The organism is Paeniglutamicibacter psychrophenolicus (genome assembly GCF_017876575.1).
Taxonomy (GTDB): Bacteria; Actinomycetota; Actinomycetes; order Actinomycetales; family Micrococcaceae; genus Paeniglutamicibacter; species Paeniglutamicibacter psychrophenolicus.
The window spans coordinates 4,645,138-4,659,537 of sequence record NZ_JAGIOE010000001.1 but is presented as its reverse complement, the minus strand read 5'-3'; the positions used below and the strand labels follow the sequence as shown (position 1 = coordinate 4,659,537).

Annotated in this window: 12 protein-coding genes; 1 reads left to right on the top strand and 11 read right to left on the bottom strand. The window is 66.8% G+C overall.

From position 1 onward, the window contains the following. Positions 1 to 51: 51 nt before the first annotated feature. The 10 genes from JOF46_RS20935 to glyA all read right to left on the bottom strand — a co-directional run bounded on the left by JOF46_RS20935 (position 52) and on the right by glyA (position 11,997). The gene (locus JOF46_RS20935) at positions 52 to 261 is read right to left on the bottom strand and encodes a hypothetical protein (protein WP_209911045.1); all 210 of its coding nucleotides are present in this window, start codon (positions 259 to 261) and stop codon (positions 52 to 54) included. Between the two features lie 9 nt (positions 262 to 270). Then, on the bottom strand, positions 271 to 1,032 hold the full coding sequence (locus tag JOF46_RS20930; RefSeq protein ID WP_209911043.1) for a MerR family transcriptional regulator: 762 nt from the start codon (positions 1,030 to 1,032) through the stop codon (positions 271 to 273). Positions 1,033 to 1,106: 74 nt separating this feature from the next. Then, positions 1,107 to 3,200 (bottom strand): heavy metal translocating P-type ATPase, encoded by a 2,094-nt coding sequence (locus JOF46_RS20925; RefSeq protein WP_209911040.1) that lies wholly within the window; start codon positions 3,198 to 3,200, stop codon positions 1,107 to 1,109. Between the two features lie 147 nt (positions 3,201 to 3,347). Further along, positions 3,348 to 4,214: a formyltetrahydrofolate deformylase gene (purU, locus tag JOF46_RS20920; RefSeq protein ID WP_209911037.1), complete on the bottom strand. Its 867-nt coding sequence runs from the start codon at positions 4,212 to 4,214 to the stop codon at positions 3,348 to 3,350. A gap of 1 nt (position 4,215) precedes the next feature. Then, a complete protein-coding gene (locus JOF46_RS20915; protein ID WP_209911033.1) occupies positions 4,216 to 5,607 on the bottom strand; it encodes an L-serine ammonia-lyase in 1,392 nt (463 codons plus the stop codon). Further along, complete coding sequence (locus JOF46_RS20910) at positions 5,607 to 6,224, bottom strand: sarcosine oxidase subunit gamma (RefSeq protein ID WP_209911031.1); 618 nt, start codon at positions 6,222 to 6,224, stop codon at positions 5,607 to 5,609. The genes JOF46_RS20915 and JOF46_RS20910 overlap by 1 nt, the downstream gene beginning before the upstream one ends. Next, entirely contained in the window at positions 6,217 to 9,129 is a 2,913-nt protein-coding gene (locus tag JOF46_RS20905) for a sarcosine oxidase subunit alpha family protein (protein ID WP_209911029.1), read from the bottom strand. Before JOF46_RS20905 ends, JOF46_RS20910 begins: the two co-directional genes overlap by 8 nt. After that, a complete protein-coding gene (locus JOF46_RS20900; RefSeq protein WP_113762729.1) occupies positions 9,126 to 9,434 on the bottom strand; it encodes a sarcosine oxidase subunit delta in 309 nt (102 codons plus the stop codon). Before JOF46_RS20900 ends, JOF46_RS20905 begins: the two co-directional genes overlap by 4 nt. Positions 9,435 to 9,452: 18 nt before the next feature. Further along, positions 9,453 to 10,670 (bottom strand): sarcosine oxidase subunit beta family protein, encoded by a 1,218-nt coding sequence (locus tag JOF46_RS20895; RefSeq protein ID WP_209911027.1) that lies wholly within the window; start codon positions 10,668 to 10,670, stop codon positions 9,453 to 9,455. A gap of 4 nt (positions 10,671 to 10,674) precedes the next feature. Further along, positions 10,675 to 11,997, bottom strand: a complete 1,323-nt coding sequence (gene glyA, locus JOF46_RS20890) for a serine hydroxymethyltransferase (protein WP_209911025.1) — start codon at positions 11,995 to 11,997, stop codon at positions 10,675 to 10,677. A gap of 157 nt (positions 11,998 to 12,154) precedes the next feature. On the opposite strand from glyA, the gene JOF46_RS20885 reads away from it, so the two are divergent. After that, positions 12,155 to 12,826: a GntR family transcriptional regulator gene (locus JOF46_RS20885; RefSeq protein WP_209911023.1), complete on the top strand. Its 672-nt coding sequence runs from the start codon at positions 12,155 to 12,157 to the stop codon at positions 12,824 to 12,826. A gap of 34 nt (positions 12,827 to 12,860) precedes the next feature. Here JOF46_RS20885 and JOF46_RS20880 read toward each other — a convergent pair whose 3' ends face one another. Continuing rightward, complete coding sequence (locus JOF46_RS20880) at positions 12,861 to 14,363, bottom strand: PucR family transcriptional regulator (protein WP_209911021.1); 1,503 nt, start codon at positions 14,361 to 14,363, stop codon at positions 12,861 to 12,863. Positions 14,364 to 14,400 lie beyond the last annotated feature (37 nt).

Genomic DNA, 14,400 nt, shown 5'->3' with positions numbered 1-14,400 from the left:
GCCGCCGCATCCGCACCGTCTCACGCGGGTGCGGCGTGTGGGGCCGATGGCCTACGCCGGGATGCCTTTCCGGAGCACGAGTTGCGCGCCGGCACCCACGGCAATGGCCACCTCGCCGTCCTCTCCCACAGGAATGAACCGGTACAACACGCTGCTGATGGACAGCCCCGAACTGTAGATCTTGGACAGTTTCTTGTGGTCGGCCTCGGTGAGCGTGAAATCTTGGCCGGCATATTGCAGCGTGTACGTGTGGCTTTCCATGCGGCCAGACTACGGCATGGTCTTGGCGTAGGCCTTTAGGGCATCGCGCACAAACGATGCTCCCTCGGTTCCGCCGTAGTTCGCGGCGAAGCGCTCGTCGGCCACGTACATCTCGGCAAGTCCCAGTACGTAGGCCTTGGTGTGTTCGGGAGAGTCGGCGGCGGGGGTTCCCGGAATCCCGGTGAGCCACTGGACATGGCGCCGGGCCAGGTCCTGGGCCCGCGGGGAGTTCGGGGTGGTTCCGGGGTCCCGGGCCGCGTCGATCCAGTCCCTGCCAAGTTCCCGGACGCGGCTCTTCCAGACGTCTTGGCCTTCCTTGCCCAGCCCCCGCCACCAGGAATCGGAGCGGGCGTAGGTCTTCTTGCCCCAGCGTTGCTCCACCTCTTCCCGGTGCACCGTGTGGTCAAAACCGTCAAACATGTTCTTTGCCATGAGCTTTTCGCTTCCTTGGAGTGAATTGATGGTGTGCTGCACCGCGGCGATCTGCCGGGCCAGGCGGTCCTGTTCGGCGCGCAACAGGGAAAGGTGCGTCGTCAGCGCCTGGGCCTCGTTGGCCTCGGCCGCGATGAGGTCGGCGATCTGTGGCAGGCCCAGTCCCAGCTCGCGCAGCAGCAGGATGCGCTGCAGGCGGATGAGCGCGGATTCGTCGTAATACCTGTAGCCGTTGTGCCCGATCCGGCTGGGCGGCAGCAGCCCGATGTCGTCGTAGTGGCGCAGCGTGCGGCTGGTGGTGCCGGCGAGCTTGGCAACCTGTTGAATCGAGCGTTCCATGGAACCAACGGTAAAGCTTGACGTTGCGTCAATGTCAAGGGCGGGTGGATGCCGACTCGCGGGCAGTGCGGGCCCTAGGTGTTCCGGGTGTCGGTTGCTGCGCCTGGGCGCAGGTCGAGCCGGCGCAGCAGCTGCGCATTCAGCGCCACCACGATGGTGGAGGCCGACATCAGCACCGCGCCGAGGGACATCGGCAGGATGAAGCCGACCCCGGCCAGCACTCCGGCCGCCAGCGGAACCGAGACCAGGTTGTACCCGGCGGCCCACCACAGGTTCTGCTTCATCTTCCGGTAGCTGGCGCTCGAGAGGTCCATCACCGAGATGACCGAGCGCGGATCGTCGCTGGCCAGGATGACCCCGGCCGAGGCGATGGCCACGTCGGTGCCCGCGCCGATCGCGATTCCCACATCGGCCTGGGCGAGCGCCGGGGCGTCGTTGACGCCGTCCCCGACCATGGCGACCTTGCGGCCCTCGGCCTGCAGGGCGGCGACCTTGGCCGCCTTGTTCTCGGGCCGGACGCCGGCAAAGACCCTGTCGATGCCCAGCTCCCTGCCCACGGATTCGGCCACCGCGGCCGCGTCGCCGGTGATCATGACGACCTCGAGGCCCCGGGCGTGCAGCGCGTCCACGGCCATGCGGGACCCTGGGCGGATCTCGTCGCTCAGGGCGAGTGCCCCGATGACCCGCCCCTCGGCGACCACGTGCAGGATGGTGGACCCGTCGGCCTTCCAGGCCTCGCTGGCAGCCAGCGGCGCCAGCGCGTGGTTGGCCAGCATGTGCGGGCCGCCGACCCCGACGGCGATGCCGTCGACGGTGGCCTGCACGCCCTCGGCCGCGGCCGAGCGGAAACCGGTGGATGGCGAAAGCTGCAGCGAGCGGTCGGCCGCGGCACGCACGATGGCCCTGGCCAGCGGGTGTTCGCTGTCGGATTCGGCCGAGGCGGCCAGGGCGAGAATCTGGTTTTCGGAGTGCCCGGGTACCGTGGCCACTGCGGTGACGACGGGCTTGCCAACGGTCAGGGTGCCGGTCTTGTCGAAGAGCACAGAGGTCACCTGGCGCATGCCCTCGAGGGCCAAGCGGTCCTTGATCAGCACCCCGCCGGCGGCGGCCCGCTCGGTGGCAATGGAAACCACCAGCGGGATGGCCAACCCCAGGGCGTGCGGGCAGGCAATGACCAGCACCGTGATGGTGCGCACGACCGCCGCATCCGGATCGCCCAGCAGCGACCAGATGGTGGCGGTGATGGCGGCGGCGCCCAGGGCGAACCAGAACAGCCAGCCGGCCGCGGTGTCGGCGATGCGCTGTGCCCTCGAGCTGGAGGCCTGCGCGTCGGAGACCAGCCGCTGGATGCCGGCCAGGACGGTGTCGGCGCCGATTGCGGTGACCTTCACGCGGATGGCCGTGTCGGTGGAGACGGTTCCTGCCACCACATGGGCGCCGGGACCGCGGGACACGGTCCGGGATTCGCCGGTGATCATGGATTCGTCCATTTCGGCGGTGCCCTCGGTGACCATGCCGTCGGCAGGGACCCGCCCGCCGGGGCGCACGATCACCACGTCGCCCAATTCCAGGTCGGCCGGGGCCACCTGTTCGAAGGTATCGCCCGTCAGCCGTTCGGCGGTGTCGGGCAGTAGCGCGGCCAGGGCGTCGAGGGCGGAGGTGGTTTGGGCCAGCGAGCGCATCTCGATCCAGTGGCCCAGCAGCATGATGACCACCAGCAACGCGAGCTCCCACCAGAAGTCCAGGCCGTGGTCCAGGATTCCCAGGCTTGCGCCCCAGGAAGCGAGGAAGGCGACGGTGAGGCCCAGCGAGATGAGCAGCATCATGCCCGGCTTGCGGGCCGTCAGCTCGTCGCGAGCCCCGGTCAGGAAGGGGCGCCCGCCCCAGAGGTACATCACGGTGCCCAGGAGCGGGGACACCCAGGGGATCCAGGCGTTTTCGGGCAGGGATACGCCGATGAGCATGGTGAACATGGAGTTGAAGGCCAACACCGGCAGGGAGATGGCAAGCATGATCCAGAAAAGGTTCCGGAAGACCGCAACGTGCCCCTCGTGGCCGCCGTGACCTTCATGGTTGCCGAGGTTCATCGCCGCGTGGTCGTGTTCCTGGTGCGGGTGCGCCGGGGATTCGTCGCTCGTTGTGCCTGGGAGGTGTTGGTGGCTGCTCATGCCACCAAGCTATACCCCATAGGGGTATAGCGCAAGGTGTTTGATCGCGACTCACATCCCGGACCCGGCCGGACTCCCGGCACAAAAAATCGGGCCGGCGGAACCCCGGAAGGGATCCCGCCGGCCCGAGGCCGAAAAGGCATGGCGCTAGCGCAGCACCACGGTGCGGTTGCCGTAGAGGAACACCCGGCCCTCGCAATGCCACTTCACCGCGTTGGACAGCGCCTTGCATTCGGTGTCGCGCCCGGCCGCCACCAGGTCCGCGGGGGAGTAGGTGTGGTCGACGTCCTGGACCTGCTGGGAAATGATCGGGCCCTCGTCGAGCTCGGCGTTGACGTAGTGCGCGGTCGCGCCCACGGTCTTGACCCCGCGGTCCCAGGCCTGGTGGTACGGCTTGGCCCCCTTGAAGCTGGGCAGGAACGAGTGGTGGATGTTGATGGTCATGCCGCTGAGCCTGGCGCTGAGCTCGTCGCTGAGCACCTGCATGTAGCGGGCCAGGACCACCAGCTCCACGTCGAACTGGTCGATCAACTCCAGCAGCCGCGCCTCGGCTTCCGGCTTGGTCTCCGGGGTGACAGGCACGTGGAAGAACGGCACGTTGTGCCACTGCGCCAGGGACTGGTGGTCGGTGTGGTTGGAGACCACCGCGACCACGTCGATCGGCAGCTCGCCCAGCCGGGCCCGGTGCAGCAGGTCGTTGAGGCAGTGGTCGAACTTGGAGACCATGATCAGCACCCGCTTCCTGGTGCCCTTTGGCGCCAGCGTCCAGGTGATGCCGTACTCCGCCGCCAGCGCCTCGAAGCCGCCGCGCATGCGCTCGGTCAGGCCCTCGGCGTCGGGGCCGGCGACGTCGATGCGCATGAAGAACTGCCCGGCGCGGCGGTCCCCGAAATGCTTGAGCTCGACGATGTCGCGGCCTTCACCCAGCAGGAACCCCGTCACCGCATGGACGATGCCTGGGCGCTCGGGGCAGGCGACAGTCAGTACGTGTTCAACTTCGGACTTCGTATCCATCTCAGCACTCCGTTACATTCACGGCGAGTCCGCCGCGCGAGGTTTCCTTGTACTTGGTTTTCATGTCTGCGCCAGTCTGCCGCATGGTTTCGATCGCCGCGTCCAGGGACACCTTGTGCTCGCCGTTGCCCTGCAAGCAGAGTCGTGCGGCATTGATGGCCTTCACGCTGGCGATCGCGTTTCGTTCGATGCACGGGATCTGCACGAGCCCTCCGATCGGATCACAGGTCAGTCCCAGGTTGTGTTCGATCCCGACCTCCGCGGCGTTCTCCACCTGGGCCGGGGTGCCGCCCAAGACCGCGCACAGCGCACCGGCGGCCATCGAGCAGGCCGAACCGACCTCGCCCTGGCAACCGACCTCCGCCCCGGAGATCGAGGCATTCTCCTTGAACAGGATCCCGATGGCCGCGGCGGTGAGCAGGAATTCGACCACCTTGTCTTCGCTGGCGCCCGGCATGAAGCGCATGAAGAAATGCAACACCGCCGGAATGATGCCCGCGGCCCCGTTGGTGGGGGCCGTGACGATGCGCCCGCCGGAGGCGTTCTCCTCGTTGACCGCCAACGCATAGAGGTTCACCCATTCCATGGCCCACAACGGATCGGGAACCTGGCCGGCAGCTGCGGCCTCGGTGGCCCGCAGCTTCTCGCGCAGCGCCGGTGCCCGCCGGCGGACCTTGAGCCCGCCGGGCAGCAAGTCCTCGGTGCGGGTGCAACCGTTTTCCACGCACGCTTCCATGACGGCCCAGATGTTCAACAGCTGCCCGCGCAATTCCGCCTCGCTGCGCCAGGTGAGTTCATTGGCCAGCATGATTTGCGCAATGGACTTGTTTTCGGTGGAGCAGTGCGCCAAGAGCTGCGCCCCGGTGGTGAAGGGGTAGGGCAGGGCCGAATCGTCGTTCACGATGCGTTCGGCCCCGAATTCGTGCTCGTCCACCACGAAACCGCCACCGACGGAGTAGTAGGTCTGCTCCTGAAGCAGCGTGCCCGCGGCATCGAACGCGGCAAAGGTCATGGCATTGGGGTGTCCGGGCAGCGACTTGCGGCGGTGCAGGATGACGTCTTTTTCATCGTCAAAACCAATGCGGTGTCCAGCAGCCAGCTGCAGGGTCCCCGCCGCAATGGACTGCGCAACCAAGGAATCGGCCAGCGCGGTGTCCACAGTTGCAGGGTCGTGTCCCTGCAGGCCCAGGATGACGGCCTTGTCGCTGCCGTGTCCCAGGCCGGTGGCGCCCAGCGAACCAAAAAGCTCCGCCCGCAGGCGGGCGACCTGGGTAAGTCGCCCGCCTGCCAGCAAATCATCGGCGAACCGTTTCGCCGCCTTCATCGGCCCCACCGTGTGAGAGGAGGAGGGGCCGATGCCGATGGAAAAAAGGTCAAGTGCGCTCAGTGCCATTAGTCGACCTCTGGGGAGGCGAACTCCGTCATGGCGTCGAGCAGCCAGCGCGCCGTGTAGTCGGCGAAGGAGGCACGGGGCAGCAGCCGGAAGGTGTCCTCGGCGGTCTTCCACAGCAACACCGGCACCGGGCCGAGCACCGTGGTGATTGCGGTTCCCACGCCGAAGCTGCGTGGGTGCAGGTCCGCCGGGCAGCCCTTTTCCAGCACGAGCCGGGCACTGGGGCCCGAGAGCTCGACGACGGTGCGGTTTGCCGAGAGGTCGACGACCTGGCCCGCGGACTGGCCCAGCGCCGCTACCAAGTCATCGAGCAGCCCGGTGCCTTCCGGCGCCACCGCAAGGAACTCGTCCGGACCGCTCCAGAGCACCGCGGTGCCCTCCGTGTTCCCGGCGACTTCGCCCACCGATGCGGGCAGGCCGACACCTGTTGCCGCAGCCAGGGCCGCGTGGGCCTCGGAACCGGGCTCGGCGCGCAGGCCGATCTGCGTGGTGAACGCGAGCTCGCGTGCGCTCACACCGCGTTCCCCGGCCACAGCGCCCTGCTGGAGCGCGGATGCCATGTGCGCCAACGGACTGGTGCGCAATGCGGAAATATCAGTCAAAACTTGCTCAGCCATCTCGACGGCTCCCTTCGGGATCAAACAGTACGGTTTCGGAAACTACAACATCGACGAGGCTTCCATCGACAAAGGCCTGCAGCTTTTCACCGATGCGGGCCCGGCCATTCTTGAGCATGACCATCGCAAAGCTGCGTCCCAGCGCCGGCGAGTGGTAGCTGGAGGTCGCAAAGCCCTCCATCGGGACCGGCTCGGTGGCCTGGGTCAGTTCGGTTCCGTAGTTGACCAGCTGCGTGCCCTCCGGCAAGCGCAGGGTCTTGTCTTCCGGAAGCACCGTGACCAGTTGCTTGCGGTCCTCGCGCTTGTTGTCCACGCGGTCGAAGGAACGCTTGCCCACGAAGTCCTTGACCTTGGAGACGACCCATTCCATCGAGGCGTCCTGCGGGGTCACCGTGCCGTCGGTGTCCTGGCCGACGATGATGAAGCCCTTTTCGGCGCGCAGCACGTGCATGGTTTCGGTGCCGTAGGGGGTGATGTTGAATTCCTCCCCGGCCGCCGCCACTGCTTCCCAGACCTTGAGTCCGTACCAGGACGGCACGTTGATCTCGTAGGCGAGTTCGCCGGAGAAGGAGATGCGGCAGACCCGGGCTGCGATGCCCGAGGCCAGCACGGTCTCCTTGAAGGCCATGAACGGGAAGGACTCGTTGTCCAGGTCCAATTCGGGGGCCAGCTTGGCCAGCACGGCGCGGGACTTGGGTCCCACCACTGCAACGGTGGAGTACTGTTCGGTGACCGAGGTGCACTTGACGTCAAGTTCCGGCCATTCGGTCTGGAGCCATTCCTCCAGCCAATCCAGCACGCCGGCGGCACCGCCGGTGGTGGTGGTCATGAAGAACCTGTCCTCGTCCAGGCGCAGCGTCACACCGTCGTCGAAGATCATGCCGTCGGCCTTGCACATCAGGCCGTAGCGGGCCAGACCGGGCTTGAGCTTCTTGAACGCATTGGTGTACATGCGGTTCAGGAACTCGCCGGCATCCTTGCCGCGGATCTCGATCTTGCCGAGGGTGGAAGCATCCATGAAGCCCACCGAATCGCGCACGGCCTTGGACTCGCGGTAGACCGCGGTGTCCATGTCCTCGCCTTCCAGCGGGTAGTACCAGGGGCGCTTCCACTGTCCCACGTCCTCGAACAGCGCACCGCGCTCCACATGCCAGGGGTGGATGGAGGTCAGGCGGGCGGGGTCGAAGAGCTCCCCGCGTTCGCGCCCCGCCAGTGCCGCGAAGGCCACCGGGGTGTAGGGGGCGCGGAACGCGGTGGTGCCGATGCCCGCCACGTCGTTGATGTCCAGGGCGGAGGCAATCACGCCGATGGCGTTGACCCCGGAGGTCTTGCCCTGGTCGTTCGCGGTGGAAATGGAGGTGTAGCGCTTCACGTGCTCCACCGAACGCATGCCCGCGCCGACCGAACGCAGCACATCGGCCACGGTCTGGTCGCGCTGGAAGTCCACGAAGTGGTTCTTGTAGTCGGCGGCATCGCCGTCAAGCGAAGGCACCAGCCACAGGGCCCGGGACGCACCCGGGGTCTCCACCGGGGCGCTGGGCACCGAAGCGGTGCTTGAGAACCCGGCGGCTGTTGCCGCGTCGGCTCCGGCGCGGGCGCCCTCGGCCAGCGCGGAGGCAAGTTCCAAGCGGCCGTTCATGGCGCCGGCGGTCTGCTGGTTGGCCACCGGGTGCGCCGGGACGAACGCGGAGAGAGCCTCGTTCCAGCCCAGGCGGCGTTCGCGCTGGGAGTGCAGGTGCACCACCGGGTTCCAGCCGCCGGAAACGGCCAGTACATCGGCGTCGATGGTTTCGACGCTGCCGTTCAGGGCGCCGGGGGCGTCGATGCCGCTGATGGTCACCGAGGCCAGGGCGCCGTCGACGCCTGCCGCGGTGTTGGCGACCACCGAGCCGGTCAGGACCCGGACGCCGCGCGCGGAGAGTTCCGTCGCGCGAATCGAGGGCTCCTCGCGGGCGTCGACGACGGCGGCGACGCTGGTGCCACGGGCCAACAGGTCTTCGACCAGGGCGTAGGCGGAATCGTTGGTGGTGGCCACGACGATCTGCTGGCCGACCTGGACGCCGTAACGGTTCAGGTACGAGCGGGCGGCGGCGGCCAGCATGATGCCGGGGCGGTCGTTGTTCTCGAAGACCAGCGGGCGCTCGTGCGCGCCGGTGGCCAGCACGACCTGGGAGGCACGGATGTGCCAGATGCGTTCGCGGGACACCCCGGCACCCAGCTCGCCGCCCAGGTGGTCGGTGCGGCGCTGGACTGCCAGGATGTAGTTGGCGTCGTAGCTGCCGAATGCGGTGGTGCGTGCCAGGTAGGTGAATTCCTCGGCCGCGTCCAGGGCCGAGCGGGTCTCGGCGATCCACTGCGCGGCCGGCCGGCCGTCGATGGTTTCCGTCGAGGCCGAAAGCAGCGAACCGCCGGCTTCGGGCTGTTCGTCGATGAGGATGACGCGGGCACCTGACTTGGCTGCCTCGCGGGCAGCTGCCAGCCCGGCGGGCCCGGCTCCGACGATCAGGACGTCGGTGTGCACGTGTTTGCGGTCGTAGATGGCCTCGTCGGCACGTGGGTCCAGCTGGCCCAGGCCCGAAAGCAGGGTCACTTCCATGCCTTCGGTCAACTCCACGGTGGTGGCCGGGAGCATGGATTCGTTCACATGCCCTGCGTAGCGGGCACCGATCTTGACCAGCGCGTTGGATTCCTCGACGCCGGAGGACATGATGCCGCGTGGGCGGTCCAGGTAGAGCGAGGGGCCGCAGGCCTTGAGCCCGGCTCCCAGCATGGCAGAGGCCACGGTGTCCCCGGCGAAACCGGAAAGTTCCTTGCCGTCAACGGTGAAGGTGATTTCCCGCCCGCGGTCGATGCGGGCGGATGCCGATGCTTCTGCGCCGAGTCGGTGCGAAGAAGTGGTGCTCACTTGGTTCCTCCCTGTGCTGGTGCGTTGGTGGTGGCGATGGGTTGTGGTTCGCCAGGCTTGTAGACGGCCTTGAATTCATAGGTGAGGGTGTCGCGCACGGCGTTGAACCAGCGGCGGCAGCCGGCCGAGTGGACCCAGCGTTCGGCGAAGAGCCCCTTGGGATTCTTGCGGTAGAACAGGAACTTGGCCCATTCGTTGTCGGTCAGTGCATTCGGGTCTGCCGGGTAGGCCACGTGGGCTTCTCCGCCGTAGCCGTATTCGGTCTCGTTTCGGGGCCCACACCAGGGGCATTCGATGAGCATCATGGTTGTGTGGATCCCTTTCTAGTGGGCCACGGCTGCGGCGCCGTGTTCGTCGATGAGGTGGCCGGTCTCGAAGCGCTCAATGCTGAATCCCGCATTGAGTTCGTGCGGCTCGTCGTTGGCAATGGTGTGGGCGAAGGTGAAACCGGCGCCCGGTGTGCCCTTGAACCCGCCGGTGCCCCAGCCGCAGTTCACGTACAGCTGGTCGATCGGGGTCTTGGAAACGATCGGCGAGGCGTCCATGGTGGTGTCCACGATTCCGCCCCAGGTGCGCAGCACGTGGGCGCGTCCGAAGATCGGGAAGAGCTCCACGGCAGCTGCCATCTGCTCCTCGATCACGTGGAAGGCGCCGCGCTGGCCGTAGCCGTTGTAGGTGTCGATGCCCGCGCCCATGACCAGTTCACCCTTGTGTGCCTGGGAGACGTAGACGTGGACGTGGTTGGACATCACGACGGTCGGGTGGACCGGTTCGTGCAGTTCGGAGACCAGTGCCTGCAGCGGGTGCGACTGGATCGGCAGATCGAAGCCGGCCTGTTCGGCCAGCACCGAGGAGTGCCCGGCACCGCACAATGCGACCTTGCCGGCGTTGATGGTCCCGCGGTTGGTCTTGACACCGGTGACCCGGTTGCCGTCCTTGATGAAGCCGGTGACTTCGCAGTTCTGGATGATGTCGACACCCATTTCGTCGCACTTGCGGGCGAAGGCCCAGGCGACGTGGTCGTGCTTGGCGATGCCGGCGCGCGGCTGGTAGGTCGCACCCATGACCGGGTAGCGGATGTCGTCCCCGATGTTGATGATCGGGCACAGTTCCTTGACCTGCTCGGGGGTGATCCATTCGGCGTCGACGCCGTTGAGCTGGTTGGCCCCGACGCGGCGCATGGATTCGCGGACGTCGCCCAGGGTGTGGGCGAGGTTCATGACCCCGCGCTGTGAGAAGAGGAAATCGTATTCCAGTTCCTCGGGGAGCTGCTCCCAGAGCTTCAGGGACTTCTCGTACATGCCAGCGGATTCGTCCCAGAGGTAGTTGGAGCGAATGATGGTGGTGTTGCGGGCCATGTTGCCGCCGGCAAGCCAGCCGCGCTCCAGGACCGCGATGTTGGTCATGCCGTGGTTCTTGGCCAGGTAGTAGGCGGTGGCCAGGCCGTGCCCGCCGCCGCCGACGATGACGGCGTCGTAGGAGGGCTTGGGGTCCGGGTTGTGCCAGAGGAACTCCGGGTGCTCGGGGAGGATGTCAGCCATGTTCTTATGCTCCAATCGGGGCGAGGTGCGGGTAGAGGGGGTGGGCGTTGGCCAGGGCGGTGACGCGGTCCTTCAAGGCCGCGAGCGTGGCCTCGTTCCCGGCCTTCGTGCCACTGATGAGGGTTTCGGCGATGATGTCCGCGACCTCCACGAAGGCGGCCTCGGAGAAGCCGCGGGTGGCCAGCGCCGGGGTGCCGATCCGCAACCCCGAGGTGACCATCGGCGGACGCGGATCGAAGGGGACCGCGTTGCGGTTCACGGTGATCTCCACCTTGGCCAGCAGGTCTTCGCCCTGCTGCCCGTCCAGCTCCGAGTGGCGCAGGTCCACCAGCACCAGGTGCACGTCGGTGCCGCCGGTGAGCACGGAAATGCCGGCCGCCGCGACGTCCGGGGCGCACAGGCGTTCGGCCAGGATCTTGGCCCCGGCAATGGTGCGTGCCTGGCGTTCGGCGAACTCGGGCGTGGCCGCGATCTTGAACGCGACCGCCTTGCCGGCGATCACGTGCTCCAGCGGGCCGCCCTGCTGTCCGGGGAACACCGCGGAGTTGATCTTCTTGGCGATGTCCGCGTCGTTGGTCAGGATGATGCCGCCGCGCGGACCGGCCAGGGTCTTGTGCGTGGTGGAGCTGGTGACGTGGGCGTGCGGAACCGGGGACGGGTGCAGGCCGGCGGCCACCAGGCCGGCGAAGTGCGCCATGTCCACGAACAGGTACGCGCCGACCTTGTCGGCGATCGCGCGGAAGCGCTCGAAGTCCAGCTGGCGCGGGTAGGCGGACCAGCCGGCGACGATCATCTTGGGCTGGTGCTCGATGGCCAGGGCCTCGACCTTGTCCATGTCCACCACCAGGGTGTCCTCCTCCACACCGTACGGGACGATGTTGTAGAGGCGCCCGGAGAAGTTGATCTTCATCCCGTGGGTCAGGTGCCCGCCGTGGGCCAGGTTCAGGCCCATGACGGTGTCGCCCGGACGAATCAGCGCGTGCATCACCGAGGCGTTGGCCTGGGCACCGGAGTGCGGCTGCACGTTGGCGAACGCCGCGCCGAACAGCGCCTTGACCCGTTCGATGGCCAGCGTCTCCACGACGTCGACCTCCTCGCAGCCGCCGTAGTAACGGCGGCCCGGGTAGCCCTCGGCGTACTTGTTGGTCAGCACCGAGCCCTGCGCCTGCATCACGGCCAGCGCCGTGTGGTTCTCCGAGGCGATCATCTCCAGGCCGCGCTGCTGGCGGGCCAGCTCCGCGTCGATGCGCTGCGCAATCTCCGGATCCAGGGTGGCAATGCTTTCAGTCAACGTCGACTCGACAAGCGTGGTGTTCGTGGCCGTCATCCAGTATTCACTCCTTGAAGTACAAGTTGTTGCTGATTGATATATCAGAACTGGACACAATGTTATGATGAGAATCACACGGTGTCAACAGCCGCCTGAAATGAGTCGCCATGCCGGTCACACTAAGGTTGATCGGCGACAACAAGGAGAAAATCACATGAGCGCAGTCTCCGCAGGCCCGGGGTTGCTGGCCGAGCCCATTTCGCTGGCCGAACAGTCTTACCGGGACATCCGGGACCGGTTGATCATGCTGGATATCAAACCGGGGGAACCCATCAACGACGGGCAGCTCGCGTTGGAGCTGGGCGTCGGGCGCACCCCGGTGCGCGAGGCACTCAAGCGCCTGGAAATCGACCACCTGGTCATCTCCTATCCGCGGCGCGGAACCTTTGCCACGATCGTGGATATCACCGAGTTGGCCGACGTCTCTGAACTCCGCCGTTCGCTCGAACCCCTGGCCGCCCGCAAGGCCGCGCTTGGCGCCTCGGACGCTGATCGCGACGCCCTGCGTGAACTGGCGCGCGACATCGAGCGGCTGCGGGACAAGAACGTCGACAAGCGCGGGTTGATGCAATATGACCTCAGCGTTCACCGGCTGATCTATCGGGTGGCGGGAAACCCGCACCTGGAGGAAACGCTGATCCGCCTGGACAACCTGGCCACCCGCATCTGGTGCCTGGTGCTGGACAAGGTCCCGTCCGTCGCGGGGCATATCGAGGAGCATGCGGACCTGCTCGACGCCATCGTGGCAAGGGAGGCGGATGCGGCCGAGGCCCTGGCCCTGGCGCACATCACCAGCTTCGAGCAGACAATCAGGGCAGTGCTCTAAAGCCGGCTCCAGCCGGCAGCCCGGGTGCGGCGCGCTATTTGCGCGTGCCCAGGTTTGCGAGGGCCAGTCGTGTTGCCAAGTGGATCGCCGCGAGGCGCGAGGTTCCGCGCGGATCGCCGCCGAGCAGGTCGAAGATCTTGTTCAGCCGCTTGTGCAACGTCTGGCGTTCCATGAACAATGCGGCCGCAGCAGCGGTGGAATTGCATCCGCTCGACAGCCAGACATCCAGGGTGGCAACCAGATCGCCGGAGCGCATGCTGTCGTGCAGCAGCAAGTCCGAGAGGAGCTCCTGAATGTAGCGCGCGATCTTCCGCGGCCCGAGTTCCCGCTCGCAGAGGCGCTCCAGGGCGACGTCTTCGCAGTCGCGCAGCGCCCCGGAATTCGGCATGGGCAGCGCGAGGCGTTCGGTCAGGAGGGCCTGTTGCAGGGACCACTGTCCGTGCGTGGCATCGGGCACCCATGGGCCCATGATGCCCTGGACCGCCACCGTCTCTATCTCCTCGCGCAACCCCAGCAGGATCCGCCGGCGCTCCTTCCGGGGCGAAACCCCCTTCAGTGGAATCACTCCGTAAAGGTATTCGGAATCGAGATAGGTCTTGATGTCGGGGCTGTTGCGCCGCAGGATCCTCTCCACCGCGCTGCGGACCCGACCCAGTTCGACCCCGCGAATCACCAGCACGGCCACCGGGACTGCCGCGTCGAGCCCGACCTGCCCGCAAAGCTCCCTGATGTCGTTGGCGCTGGCATCGCGGATGATCGCCTGCGTGAGTGCCGCATCGGCGATCTGTGACCGGGTGGGCCGATGGTGCTGGGACAGCGCGAGCGCCAGGATGCTTCCGAGCCGCTCCGCCACCGTGGACAGCAGCTCCCGTTCGGCCGGATGGCGGCTTTCCAGTTGGAGCCGCGCCGCGACAAGGTCGGAGAGGAAGATGTCGGAAACGACCTTCATCTTGATCCGGTCGTCGGGGATGTCTCTGCTGCTGGCCAGGATGTTGCCGCCCATGTCGACGAGCAATGCATTCACGTTCAGGTTTTGGGCGATCAGCGCCACCAGCGGGGGCAGGCCCGGGCCGGAAGTGGCGATCCGGTGTGCCAGCCGCTGGGAGACCTCGTCGGCACGTTGCAGCGCCAGGGCCTGGGCGGAGACGATGGCCCGGTTGATGGTCTCGGCCAGTTCTACGAAAGGCACGGTGGCGCGCAGTTCGATCAAGGGCAACCCGTCTGTTTCCGCCGCCTCGATCAGGGCGGGGGACAGTGACCGGTTCAGGCCCACCGTGTCGATGACCAGGGCGGCTACCTTTCGCTCGGCCAGGCTCTGGATGTACTGGACCTGGGCCTCGACCCGAAGCGCCAGGAGGTTCTGGCCGCCGCTGAGCAGTAGCTCTTCACCGCGCAACAAGGGTGCGATTTCGAGGACCTCGCTCGAGTGCACCCAGCGCACCAGATTGGTCGCCGCGTTTTCGGCCCCCGCCATGATCCGCGGATGCGCTTTGATGAAAAGAGGGGTGGCCAGGACGTCGTTGAGATTCAGCAACATGCAGGATTCCTAACTCTCAGCGCGACGCGATCGCCGA